Origin of the sequence: Paraburkholderia pallida (genome assembly GCF_004524855.1) — a bacterium.
Taxonomy (GTDB): Bacteria; Pseudomonadota; Gammaproteobacteria; order Burkholderiales; family Burkholderiaceae; genus Paraburkholderia; species Paraburkholderia oxyphila.
On sequence record NZ_CP038149.1, the window covers coordinates 1,343,279 to 1,357,709 of the forward strand.

Genomic DNA, 14,431 nt, shown 5'->3' on the forward strand with positions numbered 1-14,431 from the left:
GCCTAGAACGACGTGCCGATCTGGAACTGGAACTTCTGGTACTGGTCGCCCGCGTGCTTGACGATCGGGAAGCCGAGGTCGAGCTTGAGCGGGCCGATCGGCGAGATCCATTCGAGGCCTGCGCCGTAGCTGTAGCGCAGCCCGTTCGCGCCGGTGCTGTTGCCTTCGGTGCCCCAGACGTTGCCGCCGTCCACGAACGTGAAGACGCGCAGCGTGCGGTCGTAGCCCGTGCCCGGCAGCGGGAACGTCAGCTCGATATTGCCGACCACCATTTTCGAGCCGCCGATCGGGTCGCCCGTGGAGGCGTCGCGCGGGCCCAGCGAACCCGACTCGTAGCCCCGCACCGAGCCGATGCCGCCCGCGTAGTAATTCTTGAAGATCGGATACGGCTTGCCGCCGAGCCCGTTGCCGTAGCCGCCCTGAAAATTCAGCCCCAGCACGAAGCCGCGCGAAAACGAGTAGTAGTACTGCATTTGCGCATCGGCCTTGTAGTACTCCGTGCCGATGGGCGTGCCGTACTCGGCGTTGGCCTGGGCGAAGTAGCCGCGGCTCGGCACGAGCGCGCTGTCGCGGTTGTCGCGCGACCAGCCCACCGTGAACGGCACCGTATTCGAGACACGCCCGAAATCGTTCACATAGTCCTTGTACGTCTGCGGCGTGTTCGCGTCGATGTCCAGACGATCCTGCTCGATGCCGAGACCGAAGTACACCATGTCGGTCTCGGAAAACGGAATGCCGAACTTCGTGTCCGCGCCGTACGAGATGATGCGAAAGCTCGTGTCGTTCGTGCTTGAATAGTAGAGCGGCTCGGTCGTGCGATAGTAGACGTCGGTGATGCGCTTGATCCCGTCGATCGTGAAATACGGATCGATCTGCGTGACCGAGAGCGTGCGATAAGTGGTGGCGGTATTGACGTTCAGCGAGAGGCTGGTGCCGGAGCCGAACACGTTGTCCTGCGAGATGCCCGCCGAGATGATGGGGCCCTCGCCCGAGCCGTAGCCCACGCCCAGCGAGATCGTGCCGGTGGGCTTCTCGGTGACCTTCACGTCAATATCCACTTCGTCCTGCGTGCCTTCCACCGGCACCGTCGTGACGTCGACGTCGGTGAAATAGCCGAGCCGGTTGATGCGGTCCTTCGAGAGCGCGAGGCGGTTCGAATCGAACCACGAGCTTTCGAGCTGGCGCATTTCGCGGCGCACGACTTCGTCGCGCGTGCGCGTGTTGCCAATCACGTTGATGCGGCGCACGTACACGCGGCGCCCCGGGTCGACCTGCAAGGTGAGGTTCACCGTATGGTTCTGCTGATCGATCTGCGGCTCGGCGTTGACGGTCGCGAAGGCATAACCATATTCGCCGAGCTTGTCGACGAGCGCCTTCGTCGTGTCCTTGAGCTTCTGCGCGGAAAAACGCTGCCCGGGCTTCACGCCAATCAGCTTCTTGAGCTCCGCTTCGCGGTCGAGCAGATTGCCCGCGAGACTCACGCCCGAGATCGTATAGGGCTCGCCCTCATGTATCGACACGGTCAGATACATGTCCTTCTTGTCGGGCGAGAGCGACACCTGGGTGGAGTCGATATTGAACTCCAGGTAGCCACGGTCGAGATAGTAGGTCCGCACGTTCTCGAGGTCGCCGGTGAGCTTTTCCTTCGAGTACAGGTCGTTCTTCGTGTACCACGAGAACCAGTTCGGCGTGGAGAGCTGCATTTCGTCGCGCAGCGTGCCCTCGCTGAACACCTTGTTGCCGATGAAGTTGATCTGGCGGATCTTCGCGCTCGGTCCTTCGACCACCGAAAACAGCAGGCCCACGCGGTTGCGGTCGATCGGCGTGACCGTCGTGGTGACTTCGGCGGCATAGTAGCCGCGCGTGAGGTATTGGCGCTTGAGCTCCTGCTCGGCCTTGTCGACGAGCGCCTTGTCGTAGCTGAGACCCGGCGAGAGCCCAACCGACTTGAGGGCCTTGGTGAGGTTGTCCTTGTCGAACTCGTGAATGCCCGCGAAATCGATGGTGCCGATGGCCGGCCGCTCCTGCACCTGCACGACGACCGTGCTGCCTTCGGTGGCAATGCGCACGTCGCTGAAAAAGCCGGTGGCGTAGAGCGCGCGAATCGCTTCGGAGGCCTTGTCGTCGGTGAAGGTGTCGCCCTGCTTGATCGGCAGATACGCGAACACGGTGCCGGGCTCGATGCGCGTCAGCCCGTCGATGCGGATGTCCTGCACCACGAAAGGCTCGGTGGCATACGCGGTGGCGGCCATGCCAAGACTGAAGCTGGCGAAAGTCAGCGCGCGTGCGTAGCGCGTAGTGGTGGATACCGTCATGCAGGAGTTCGGGAAAAAGGCCAACGGGAAACGACGCGCAGCCGTGCGCGACGCCACAAGCGAGACGCGGCAAACGGCGTTCGCACTTTTTGAAAGATGGCGCGGCAAACCGCGCACGGGCTGCGCTATTGCATGCGCGCCCTGCCCGGCCACCGCGGCGTCGCGAGCCCCGTGGCGAGCGAAAGCACCTCGGTCATTTGCGCCGCCTGCGCCGGGTGCAGACGAAACGAAAGCTCGGCGCCGCCTGGCAGGCGAAAGCTCATCACCAGATGCTGCACCGCGCCCGACTCGCGCCCGACTTCCCACGCCTCGCAGGGCATCGCGAACTTCACGCTCGCGGCCTTGTGGCGGATGCGCTCGGAGCGGCCAATCGCGTTGGAGAGCGCGGCCAGCAACTCGTGCATGACCGAGCAGTGCAAGGCCACGCTGTCCGGCTGATTGCCGTTGACCATCAGATACTGGCCGTCCGCGCTCAACTCGAAACCGCGCAGCGAATCGATGGCAAGTGACGTAGACGTGGACATGGACGGCGCTCCGTGACGAAAAGCATCGGCGGAGTCTAGACGGCACGGGATGGCGCGCAGTTACTCGGGTGTTACGTGCATTACTTTCATCAATATTGCCGCGCCTGCGCTGCGCCTTGTCCCGCGCGGCCGAGACGGCCTGCATCGGGTGGCTTGCCGCCTTTCAGTTGCCCATTTCGACTCGTTCGCCATCGCGGATCGAGAAACACACGGTAAACGAGTCGATTACGAAGCCTGACAGCACGCAGACAATCGCATGAACAGTGGCTCATGGGACCATGTCGGACCGTAAGCTTCTTGTGTGCCCCATCGGCGCGATACGGATCGTTTCAGCGTGGGTGGCCGGTAGCCAACCCATGCTCATGGAACACGCTCGCGGGTGCCTGAACGGCGATCGCGCGCAGCGCAAAGCACTGGCCGATCGCGCCGGCATCGCGTGTTTCAGCGAGCCGCGTGAGTAAGTCGCGCGCTGCGTCGTGACGCAACTGGCCATGCCGGTCAAGAAATTGGCCCCAGAGAGACATCGCGCGCAGCCGCTCGACGGCCCGCGCGCTCGCAAGATAGGAGGGAGGAAAGAGACGTTGGTACGCAGGAAGGTTGTAGAGCCACGAGGTGCCATGCACGACTGGATCGTTGCCGCCCACGTGCGTGCGAACATGCTCGAATAGCTGGCGCAATTCGGCCCGCCTGCGCGGCGCCTCGCGCGCAGCGAGCGGCGACACGGCCGCATCGCCCACGCCGTGAGCGTTGAAATGCAACCGCACGCCGCCGTGCGCGTCCCGCGCCCATGCAAAGCAGCCAAACGCGGCAACAATGGGCGGTGCGGCCAGGTGGGCCGGGCAATCCCGATAGAAATGCCACGTCCAGTCGCCCAGCTCGCGCGAGTCCGTGCAGGCACGCACGCCCTGCAGATATGCGGCCCAGAGCGGATGGGCCGCATCGAATTCACGCCCGGCCCCGAAGCGCACATAGAGATTGGTGCAGTCGAGCAAGGCCTTTTCGAGCGGCATGCCCGCGACGCGCGCGACGCCCTCGGCAAAGCGGACCTGCAAGTCGAAGAACGCACGATCGGGTCTCACCGGTCCCCCTTTTCTGGTCCACGCTACAATGCGGCTGCCGTTTCACTCCCCAACCGACATGCAGAATTCTAATCGGGCTTTCCTGCTCGGTCCGTTGCTCAAAGGCGTTTCCCGCTCGTTCTACCTCACGATGCGCGTGCTGCCCGCCGGGATGCGCGATCCCGTGGGGGAGGCCTACCTGCTCGCACGCGCCGCCGACACCATTGCCGACACCTCGCTGATCCCGCCGCCCCAGCGGCTGGCGCTGCTGCTCGCGCTGCGCGAGCGCGTCAATGGCACGGCCCCGGGTGGCGCGTCGCCAGGCACGTCCCCAGCCGCGGCGCACGACGACGCCTTGCAACGCATCGCCGGCGAAGTCGCGGGCCAGCAGACGCAATCGGACGAGAAGCTGCTGCTCGAATCGCTCGGCGGCGCGCTCGACGTGCTGGCACAACTCGACGAAGCGGACCGCACGGCCGTGCGCGAGATCGTCACGACGCTCACGGAGGGCATGGAATTCGATCTGAACACCTTCCCCGACGAACGCTCGGGCAAGGTGGCCGCGCTCGGCACCTGGGACGCGCTCGACCGCTATACCTACCTCGTTGCGGGCTGCGTGGGCGAGTTCTGGACCAGGATGACCTATATGCATCTGCCCGGCACGCTCGCCCCTGCGCTGCGCGAGACCATGTACCAGCGCGGCGTGCGCTTCGGCAAGGCGCTGCAAATGGTGAACGTGCTGCGCGATTGCGGCAAGGACCTGCGCATCGGCCGCTGCTACCTGCCCGCAACGATGCTCGCGCAAGCGGGCCTGACGCCGGAGGACCTGCTCCACCCCGGCACGTCCGCACGCGCCCGGCCACTGATGTTCGGGCTCGTGCGCATCGCCCTCGATCACTTCCGCGCGGCCATCGACTATACGTTCGCGCTGCCGCGCTTGTCCGTGCGTCTGCGGCTCGCGTGCCTCTGGCCGATCCTCATCGGCCTCGAGACGCTGGAGCTACTGGTCGGCAATGAAGACTGGCTCGATCCCGCGCGGCCTTCCAAGCTCACGCGCAACGACGTCTATCGCATTCTCGCGTGCTCGACGCTCATGGCGCCGTCCAATGCGCTACTCAACCGATGGTTCAAGCGGCTGCTCGCGCGTATCGAAACGCGCATGAACGCAATCGAGAGGATCTGAAAGAAAACGGCGCGTGCTGTTGAGCGCACGCGCCGTGACACTACGCGGCGAGCCGCTTTAGCCCTTCTCGCCGCGATACAGCTTGATGATGGCCGAGAAGTCGAGCTTGCCGTCGCCGCGGCTGCTCATCGCCTGATAAAGCTGCTGCGCGAGCGCACCCATATACGCGGGCTGGCGCACGCTCTTCGCGGCGTCGGTGGCGAGGCCCATGTCCTTGAGCATCAGGTCCGTGCCGAAGCCGCCCGTGTAGCCGCGCGACGAAGGCGCCGTCTCGATCACGCCCGGGAACGGGTTATACGTGTCCGAGCTCCAGCAGCGGCCCGTGGACGTATTCATGATCCCGCCCAGCACCTTCGAGTCGATCCCGAGCGCCTCGCCCAGCGCCATCGCTTCCGCCACGCCCGCCATGGTGACGCCGAGCACGAGGTTGTTGCAGATCTTCGCCACCTGCCCCGTGCCCGTCTCGCCGCAATGGACGATGTTCTTGCCCATGCCGGAGAGCACGGGCTTCACGCTTTCATAGAGCGCGGCGCTGCCGCCCACCATGAACGTGAGCGTGCCCGCCGCCGCGCCGCCCGTGCCGCCCGACACCGGCGCATCCACGAACGCGTTGCCGTTTGCAGCGGCCAGCTTGCCGAACTCCCTCGCGCTCGCCGGATCGATCGTGCTCGAATCGATGATCGTCACGCCCTTCGCGATGCCCGCCAGCACGCCGTCTTCGGCGCTGAGCACGGTGCGCACGTGCGCCGCCGCGGGCAGCATCGTGACCACCCATTCGGCGCCCGTGGCGGCCGCCTTCGGCGTTGCGGCCCGCGTCGCGCCCGCGTCGGCGAGCATCTGCATCGCCTCGGCGCTCAGATCGAACACGGTGAGCGCGTGCCCCGCCTTGATCAGATTGAGCGCCATGGGCGCGCCCATGTGGCCGAGGCCGATGAAACCGATTTTCATGAGCGATTCTCCCTTTATGGTTAGTCAGGCGCGGCGGCGCTTCAGTGCAGGTTGATCGTCGTGTTCACGCCGGTGTTGATCGTGGCGTCGTCGAACCAACGCGCAGTGACGGTCTTGGTCTGCGTGTAGAACTGCACGACTTGCTTGCCGTACGGACCGAGGTCGCCGAGCTTCGAGCCGCGCGAGCCCGTAAAGCTGAAATGCGGCACCGGCACCGGAATCGGAATATTGATGCCGACCTGGCCGATATCGATCTCGTTCTGGAACTTGCGCGCCGCCGCGCCGCTTTGCGTGAAGAGGCCCACGCCATTGCCGAACGGATTCGCGTTGACGATGGCAATCGCCTCATCGAGTGTGTTCGCGGTCAGCACCACGAGCACCGGCCCGAAGATCTCGTGCGTATAGATGTCCATGTCGGTCTTCACGTCCGTGAACACCGTCGGGCCGACGAAGTTGCCGCTCTCGTAGCCCGGCACCTTCACGTCGCGGCCGTCGAGCGCGAGCGTGGCGCCCTGCTTCACGCCCGAGTCGATCAGGCCCAGAATGCGGGTCTTCGCGGCGCGAGAGACAACGGGGCCCACATCGGTCTTCGGCTCTTTGCCGGCGTTGACCTTGAGTTCCTTCGCTTTCTCCACGAGCTCGGGCACCCATTGCTGCGCCTCGCCCACGAGCACCACCACCGAAGTGGCCATGCAGCGCTGGCCCGCCGCGCCGAACGCCGCGCCCACGAGCGCGTTGAGCGCCTGCTCGCGGTTGGCGTCGGGCAGCACGACCGCGTGGTTCTTCGCGCCCATCATCGACTGCACGCGCTTGCCGTGCTCGCTGCCGAGGCGATAGACATGCGTGCCCACGGCCGTCGAGCCCACGAACGAAATCGCCTTGATGAGCGGATGCGAGCAGATCGCATCGACGACTTCCTTGCCGCCGTGCACGACGTTTAGCACCCCTGCGGGAATGCCGGCCTCAACGGCCAGCTCGACGAGCTGCATCGTGGAAAGCGGATCCTGCTCGGAGGGCTTGAGCACGAAGGTGTTGCCGCAGACGATCGCCATCGGGAACATCCACAGCGGAATCATCGCGGGGAAATTGAACGGCGTGATGCCCGCGCATACGCCCAGCGGCTGCTGCAGCGTATAGGTGTCCACCCCGCCGGCCACGTTCTCCGCGAACGCGCCTTGTTGCAGCGTGCCGATCGAGCACGCGTGCTCGACCACTTCGAGGCCGCGGAAGATATCGCCTTCCGCATCGGGCAGCGTCTTGCCCTGCTCGGCCGTGAGCGTCTGCGCAATGCGCGACATGTTCTCGCGAATCAGCGCCTGCAGCTTGAGCATGATGCGCACGCGCGTGCCGATTGGCGTGTTCTTCCAGGTCGCGAACGCGGCATGCGCACTCTGGACGGCCTTGTCGACTTCCTCGACGGTCGCGAACGGCACGCGCGCCAGCACTTCCTGCGTGGCCGGATTGACGATGTCGCGCCATTCGCTGGTCTTCGATTCGACGAACTCGCCGTCGATCAGCAGCTTGACGGTCGAGACATGAGCGTTGGATGCCTGGGTGACTGCGTTCATCTTGAACTCTCTCTGAAAGGGCTGAACGGGCCGGCCTGAGCCGGATATGCAGGATTACGATCTAATTGACGGAGGCGCCAGCCGTGATGCGAGCGCATCGGCATGCGTGCCGGGAATGGAGTCGCGCGTGGGAAAGCCAGCCTTGTCCGCCCCTTCAGGGGTCGACTGCATGAGCATCGTGTGTCTCCATCCATGTTATAGACGACCGCGTCTTGCAGAGGTCTTGAACCGAGTATAGTTATTCGAATATCCACGGTATAGACACGAAAAAGCCCATCCGATATGCAAAAAAACACAACGAGACCGATGGAGACGCTGAACTGGGACGATTTACGCTATTTCCTGGAGGTGGCGCGCACGCAGCGCGCCAGCGGCGCGGCACGGCGCCTCGGCGTCGACCACACCACGGTGGCGCGCCGCGTGCGCGAGCTGGAGGCGGCGCTGGGCACGGTGCTGTTCGACAAATCGCGCTCGGGCGGCTTCGTGTTGACCGCCGAAGGCCAGCGCCTGCTGGCCTATGCGGACACCATCGAAAGCACGGTGCAGTCGGCGAGCGAGCAGTTCGCGCTCGGCGCGAAATCGCTCTCGGGCCACGTGAGGGTGGGATCGACCGAGGGGTTCGGCTGCTTCTTTCTTGCGCCGCAACTGGCGCGCTTCACCGGCAAGCACCCCGACATGTTGATCGATCTGCTGCCGGTCCCGCATTTCGTGAGCCTCTCGAAGCGCGAAGCCGATCTCGCGATCATGCTCGAGCGCCCCGAGCGCGGCCAGTACGTCTACACGAAGCTGTGCGACTATCGCCTGCGCTTATATGGAACGCCGGAGTATCTCGCACGGCACGCGCCCATTCGGACGGCGGCGGACTTGCGCCATCACGCGTTCATTAGCTATGTCGCCGATCTCGCCTTCAGCCATGAGCTGCTCTACCTCGAACGCACCGCGCCCAATGTCACGGCCAGTCTGTGCAGCACGAGCGTGATCGCGCAGTATCATGCCGCGCTGCAAGGCAGCGCGCTCGCCATACTGCCGTGCTTCATGGCCGAGCCCGACCCGCGGCTCGTGACGATCCTGCCCGAAGAGATCGTCGTGACGCGGCACTTCTGGCTATGCAGCCGCGAAGATCTGCGCAAACTGCGGCGCATCACGTCGCTCTGGGACTATCTGCGTGCGGCCGCCGAAGCGAACCATGCGCTCCTGATGGGCGAGTCGCAGCAAATGCACTACATCGATCCCTGAGTGCACCGGGGGCGCCAATAAAAGCCGCACATGCAATCCTGTTCGCGGATTGCATGTGCGGCTTCCAGACTGAACCCGGGCCAGGCCAGTTCGGCTGACCCCGGACCGGGCCACGCCCGTTACTGACGCATTCCCGGCGCGGTTCACACGACACCGGCCAGCCGCACGAGGCGACGGGCACGCGTCGCATGCCGGCGATCAGGTCCCGACCGGGCGGATCGTCAGCGCATTCTTGACCGAGGTCACGCCAGCGACGCCCTTCGCCACTTCCGTGGCGTGGTCGACCTGGCCTTGCTCCGGCACCGTGCCTTGCAGGATGACGGCGCCGTCCTTGGCGCGCACGGTGATGTTGGCCACGCTGATGTCCTTGTCCTTCGCGAGCGCCGCGCGCACCTTGCGCGAAAGCGCACGGTTGGCTGCCTTGGCCGACTTGTACTGCGCCTTCGACTGCTGGGCCTGGCTCTTGGCGGCTTCGGTCGCCCCCGGGGTGGGCGCGCTTGCTGCGTCTTGCGCGTACACGTGGAGCGAGGCGGCGACCAGCATCGTGCCGGCTGCCAGTTTGAACGCCTGAATAGCCTTCATGCGGTTTCTCCTGTTGTCACAGTTTTTTGATGGTCCTCGCGGGACCGTTGCACTACACACCATTCACTACCGGTAAACAGACGCTGCCAATGCGGTTGATCTCGCCTCGGAGATCGCATTGGGGAGTAACGATACTCCATTTATTTCAAACTTGATGTGAAAGGTGTCGCTGCCACCATTTCGCACGAATGCACTTTACCTCCACTTCAGCTCAATGCGCAGAGGATTCACGGGGGCTGCCCAACAGACCCTGCCACCCGCACCGGCACGCTGCTTCACCCGCCGGCACTCCCCCGGGATCACGCCCGGATCAAGGAATGCTATTCAATAGCACTTATAGCAAACCCATTCCCCTCATGTACGGCCGACGCAATCATTTCGGAAAATGAGCCAATCCGGTGCATGCGCCGTGAATAACAACCGCATTCACCCACAATTCGCCGATTGGACTCGTGCAGCATTGTGCGTCCATATCGACGAGCAACGCATGTCGCTATGCGGCCGTTGACAGGCGCGAACACAGGTTTTACCCGCATTTACTGATGAGAGGAAATAGCGCCGGTCAATTGACGAGCTGGGCTTTCACCCAGCGGTAGAACTGCTGGATGGCCGCTTCGCGCGGATGGCCCTCGCGCCACGTGAAGTAATAGTCCAGCGATGCCGGAATGCGCACCTGCCCCAACTGCACCAGCTCGCCGCGATCGATGAAGTCGCGCGCGAGCTGCAGCCGCGCGGTGGCCACCCCTTGCCCCGCCACCGTGGCCTGCAGCAGGAGGCCGGCGTCGTCGAAGACCGGCCCGCGCTCGGGCTCGTCTCCCGCCACACCGGCCGCCTCGAAGAAGTCGAGCCACGAGCGGCGCGAGAAACGCAGCAACGGCATGGAGGCGAGATCTTCGATACGAAACGCCGGGTAGCGCGCGAGCAGAGCGGGACTGCAGACGGCCACCACCTGGTCGTCGAGCAGCTTGCGGATCTGAAAACCCGGCTCTTCCACGCGCCTGTGCCAGATGCCGATATCGAACGGATAGGGATCGGGCGGCGTGACGTCGACATGCATGCGCAACGACAGATCGACGTTGGGATGGCGGTCGTAGAAGTCGCCCAGACGCGGAATCAGCCAGACCGAGGCGAAATCGGACATCACGCTCAGTTCGAGCCGCGTCACGCCGCTCACGCCCGGACGTGTGGCGTCGAGCGCTTCGCGCAGGCCTTCGAGGCTGCGCCGCACGCGGTCGGCAAGCTGCGCGCCGGCCGCCGTGGGGATCATGCGGCTGCCCGCACGGCGAAACAGCTCGACGCCGAGCTCCGCTTCGAGTGCCCGCAGATGATGGCTGACCGCACTGTGCGTCAAATGCAATTCTTCCGCCGCGCGGCTGAAACTGCGCCGGCGCGCCGCCGCTTCTAGCGCGCGCAGGGCCTGCAAGGGAGGGAGCGGTCGTGACATGACGTCAAATTCTACTCACAATTGCGGCTGAAATCTCTCGCTGGCCTCGCGACCGTCTTCTCGCCAATAATCGGGACCCAGACATTCGATCCGCTTTCGGGTCTCGCTCGCATCATGACCGCACTGAGATTGCGCGTATTCGCCGTTTTCGCGCTCGGCTATTTCGTTTCGTATCTTTTTCGCGGCGTCAATCTTGGCTTCGCGCCATTCCTGACGCACGAAATGGGTCTCAGCCCGACCGACCTGGGCACGCTCACGAGCGTCTATTTCCTCGGCTTCGCGGGCGCCCAGATCCCCGCCGGCGTGCTGCTCGACCACTTCGGCCCGCGCCGCGTGACCGCGTGCGTGATGCTGGTGGCCGCTGCCGGCGCACTCGTGTTCGGCCTTTCGCACAGCATGGCCGCGATGATGGTGGGGCGTCTGCTGGTTGGTGTGGGCGTGTCGGTGTGCCTCGGCGGCGCGTTCAAGGCCACCGCCCAGCACTTCCCGGTCGCCCAGCTCACGCTCGTCAACGGACTCGTGATGGCCGTGGGCGGCCTCGGCGGCGTGGCGGTCGGCGCCCCGCTCTCGTGGCTGCTCACGATGGCGCCGTGGCGCAGCGTCAGCGTCGGACTCGCCGTGTTGACCGCGGCCGTCGCCGCCATCATCTGGATCGGCGGCCCGCGCACGCGCGACACGCACCACCAGGCGAGCGTGCTCGAGCAGTTCAAGGGCACCGCGCACATCCTGCGCAGCCATGCGTTCTGGAAATCCGCGACCTTCTCCGCCTTCACGCAGATCGTGTTCTACGCGATGCAGTCGCTATGGGTGGGCGCGTTCCTGCGCGACATGGCGCCCGCCGGCACGACCGACGTGGCCTCGCGCGCGGCCACGCTCGTTTCCGTGCTCGGCGGCGCGTTCATCGTCGGCAACATCGGCTTCGGTGCGCTCGCGCGGACCTTCGAGCAATACGGCGTCAGTGTCGCCCGCTTTTCCGGCGTGACGATGGGGCTCTTCGTGCTCGTCCAGGTGCTGCTCGCGGCCCGCGTGCCGCTGCCCGCCGCGTTCCTGTGGGCCGCGTATGGCGCGCTGGGCAGCACCGGCATCCTCACTTATGCCGTGCTCGCCGAGTACTTTCCCCCGCGCCTGATCGGCCGCGTCAACACCACGTTCACGCTCGTCATCTTCATCGGCATCTTCATCGCGCAGATCGCGATCGGCGCGGCGCTCGGCCACTGGAGCGCCGTGGACGGCCACTACCCCGTCGTCGCGCATCAAGCGGTGTGGACCGGCCTGATCGTGCTGCAAGTGCTCGCCGGCGTGTGGTATTTCATGCCCAGCCGGCGCGCCGGAGCCGCACGCCACGCCGTGGAGTCCTGAGGCGCCTCGAAGCGCGAGCGTCGGCCTGCTTCCGTGGGCAGCCCCATCAATTCGACCTCCGAAATAAATACCGGCGGTGCGGAATCGGCCCACCAGGCCGCTTGCGCCGTCCGCCTCCGGGACATGCGCTTCCCGCATTTCTCTGCCGCCCCCCAGATATTTTGGCGTCGAGTACAATCCTGCCCCGCCAGCCCTGGTGGGCGCATGTCTTCGGACCTCACCATGGCTCGCGGGGGCTACGCAGCGCTCACCAGAGCACTCGCGCGAGCCAGGCCAACCGACTGGCCGGTCGCATGACGAACAAGGCACAAGGCGCAGCGCACCGCAGCCCGATATTCAGGCTCGACGCTGCATGACCCGCGCCTTGCGCGTGAGAAAATAAGTATTGAAGACTGGCAGGCCGGTGCCGCGCGGCAATCTCGCGCGAGATGCCGTGTTTTACGCGCAGATGTCCGCTCGCACGCGAATGTGACGATCGGAAAACGGGAAAACGGTCGTTCGGACGGAACTTTCCGAACCGAAACGCGGCAGCCGGACGTGACTCGGCGTAAACTTCCGCTGCTGCCATTCGAATGTATCGATTCATGATAAAGAGAGAAACATCCATGCCAGACCATACTCACTCGCACGACGTCCACTCCGAATCGTGCGGCTGCGATCTGCTGCACCTCCTCAACGGCGTGGATGAGTTCGCTCGTAACGTGTTTCCGGGCGACAAGGAGCTGTTCCGCAGTCTTGCCCACAGCCAGTCGCCGCACACGCTGTTCATCACCTGTGCGGATTCGCGCGTCTCGCCCGAATTGATCACACAAACGCGCCCTGGCGAGCTGTTCGTCTGCCGCAACATCGGCAATATCGTGCCGGCCTACGGGGAAATGCTCGGTGGCGTCTCGGCCGTGGTCGAATTCGCCGTGCTCGCGCTAAATGTGCGGCAGATCGTGCTGTGCGGCCACACCGACTGCGGCGCAATGAAGGGGCTCGCCGCCGGCCCCGAATCCACGGCGGACATGCCCACGGTGCAAGCGTGGCTGCGCAACGCCGAGGCGGCGCGCAGCGTCGTGCAAACGCGCGGGCTGAACGAAAATCAGGTCGTGCAGGCGCTCGTCGAGGAAAATGTTCGCCTGCAGCTCACGCACCTGCGCACCCATCCGGCGGTGGCGGCTCGCGTGGCGCAAGGCCAGCTCCAGCTGCAAGGCTGGGTGTACGACATCGGCCACGGCACGATTTCCGTTTTCGACGACACGCATGGCCGCTTCGAATCGCTCGGCTCGGCGCGCACCCGGCTGCTCAAAGACACCACGGGCTAAGGCGCTCCAGGCCGCCCAGCCTTCCATTCATCCCGCGCAATACCGATGAACCGGACCACGCCGACGAGGCGTCGTCCGGTATTTGCGCTGGATTGCCTCAAATTTCGCAACAAAGATTTGAGTCTGCCGCATCAACCAGGTATTTACCCTGATACGGGACGTGACTATACTTGCGCCCGTGGTACCCGCGGCGCCCTGCCGCATCAGAAGAAAAATTCCGGAGGTTGCTTGCTCATGCAGTTCGCTTGCCTGCCGTATCCGCCGTCCGTCTTGCCTCATTCCCGTTTCATCCGCAGAACTTTCGCAGTCGAAGGACGATCGCCCGCGCCGCGCTGACGCCCGGCACGCGCATCCCGCCGTCGCGCCCGCACGAGGCGCGGCTGGCTACTCAGGCCCACTCCACGTCTGGCGCCGCCTCGTTCGCAGCCACATGCGCGACGACCAGCGGCTCGCGCGCTTGCGCACCGGCGACCGGTAAAGGGCTTACGCACCCGCGATGGGCCGAAAGCCCGCAATTGCCCGAATACCGAAGGAGTCATGTCATGGAATCCGCCCTCAAACCGCCCGCCAAAGTCGAAGTCAAGCTGCTCCTGCATCCGCACGACCATCACCGCGCGCTTGCCATCGCCAAAGCCGCGAATCTGGCCGAGCGCGACTTCTTCGCGCTGGCCATTCATCTCGGGGCCGCGGAAATCCTCCGCTCCACCGATACGAACTAGCCGCGCGACCTCACCGGGCAGGGGCCCAGGCAGCGGCGCGCCCATCGGCCAACGGGCGCGCCCTGCCGCACGTCACGCCGATGCGGAGCACGAACGCCGCTGTACAGATGCGCTTTCCTATCGGAAACTGTGGCCTTTCCCGTGGACCGCGCGCTGCAACCTTCCGGTCCACGACATTCCGATCGGAA

General features: G+C 64.8%; 12 protein-coding genes. 5 read left to right on the plus strand and 7 right to left on the minus strand.

Annotated elements, in window-relative coordinates:
* Window positions 1-2: 2 nt before the first annotated feature.
* From bamA to E1956_RS21210, 3 genes are all read right to left on the minus strand, one after another.
* Window positions 3-2,252 (minus strand): outer membrane protein assembly factor BamA, encoded by a 2,250-nt coding sequence (gene bamA, locus E1956_RS21200; RefSeq protein WP_134754702.1) that lies wholly within the window; start codon window positions 2,250-2,252, stop codon window positions 3-5.
* Window positions 2,253-2,440: 188 nt separating this feature from the next.
* Window positions 2,441-2,839 (minus strand): hypothetical protein, encoded by a 399-nt coding sequence (locus E1956_RS21205; protein WP_134752620.1) that lies wholly within the window; start codon window positions 2,837-2,839, stop codon window positions 2,441-2,443.
* Window positions 2,840-3,168: 329 nt separating this feature from the next.
* Window positions 3,169-3,918 carry a hypothetical protein gene (locus E1956_RS21210; RefSeq protein ID WP_134752622.1) on the minus strand — a complete coding sequence of 250 codons (750 nt, stop codon included), beginning with the start codon at window positions 3,916-3,918 and terminating at the stop codon, window positions 3,169-3,171.
* 58 nt (window positions 3,919-3,976) lie between these two features.
* Here E1956_RS21210 and E1956_RS21215 point away from each other — a divergent pair, with 58 nt between their 5' ends.
* A complete protein-coding gene (locus E1956_RS21215; RefSeq protein ID WP_134752624.1) occupies window positions 3,977-5,080 on the plus strand; it encodes a phytoene/squalene synthase family protein in 1,104 nt (367 codons plus the stop codon).
* Window positions 5,081-5,137: 57 nt separating this feature from the next.
* Here the strand turns inward: E1956_RS21215 and mmsB are convergent, their stop codons facing one another.
* Together mmsB and E1956_RS21225 are read right to left on the minus strand one after the other, a co-directional pair.
* Window positions 5,138-6,028, minus strand: a complete 891-nt coding sequence (gene mmsB, locus E1956_RS21220; protein WP_134752626.1) for a 3-hydroxyisobutyrate dehydrogenase — start codon at window positions 6,026-6,028, stop codon at window positions 5,138-5,140.
* A gap of 41 nt (window positions 6,029-6,069) precedes the next feature.
* The gene (locus E1956_RS21225) at window positions 6,070-7,596 is read right to left on the minus strand and encodes a CoA-acylating methylmalonate-semialdehyde dehydrogenase (RefSeq protein ID WP_134752628.1); all 1,527 of its coding nucleotides are present in this window, start codon (window positions 7,594-7,596) and stop codon (window positions 6,070-6,072) included.
* A gap of 282 nt (window positions 7,597-7,878) precedes the next feature.
* Here E1956_RS21225 and E1956_RS21230 point away from each other — a divergent pair, with 282 nt between their 5' ends.
* Window positions 7,879-8,832: a LysR family transcriptional regulator gene (locus E1956_RS21230; RefSeq protein ID WP_134752630.1), complete on the plus strand. Its 954-nt coding sequence runs from the start codon at window positions 7,879-7,881 to the stop codon at window positions 8,830-8,832.
* 198 nt (window positions 8,833-9,030) lie between these two features.
* Here the strand turns inward: E1956_RS21230 and E1956_RS21235 are convergent, their stop codons facing one another.
* Both E1956_RS21235 and E1956_RS21240 read right to left on the minus strand, forming a co-directional pair.
* A complete protein-coding gene (locus E1956_RS21235) occupies window positions 9,031-9,414 on the minus strand; it encodes a BON domain-containing protein (protein WP_134752632.1) in 384 nt (127 codons plus the stop codon).
* A gap of 562 nt (window positions 9,415-9,976) precedes the next feature.
* Entirely contained in the window at window positions 9,977-10,858 is an 882-nt protein-coding gene (locus tag E1956_RS21240) for a LysR substrate-binding domain-containing protein (protein ID WP_134752634.1), read from the minus strand.
* 114 nt (window positions 10,859-10,972) lie between these two features.
* On the opposite strand from E1956_RS21240, the gene E1956_RS21245 reads away from it, so the two are divergent.
* The 3 genes from E1956_RS21245 to E1956_RS46205 all read left to right on the plus strand — a co-directional run bounded on the left by E1956_RS21245 (window position 10,973) and on the right by E1956_RS46205 (window position 14,243).
* The gene (locus E1956_RS21245) at window positions 10,973-12,217 is read left to right on the plus strand and encodes an MFS transporter (RefSeq protein WP_134752636.1); all 1,245 of its coding nucleotides are present in this window, start codon (window positions 10,973-10,975) and stop codon (window positions 12,215-12,217) included.
* A 605-nt stretch (window positions 12,218-12,822) separates the two neighbouring features.
* Window positions 12,823-13,524, plus strand: a complete 702-nt coding sequence (locus tag E1956_RS21250) for a carbonic anhydrase (protein WP_134752638.1) — start codon at window positions 12,823-12,825, stop codon at window positions 13,522-13,524.
* 542 nt (window positions 13,525-14,066) lie between these two features.
* The gene (locus E1956_RS46205) at window positions 14,067-14,243 is read left to right on the plus strand and encodes a hypothetical protein (protein WP_167760086.1); all 177 of its coding nucleotides are present in this window, start codon (window positions 14,067-14,069) and stop codon (window positions 14,241-14,243) included.
* The last annotated feature ends 188 nt before the right edge of the window (window positions 14,244-14,431 follow it).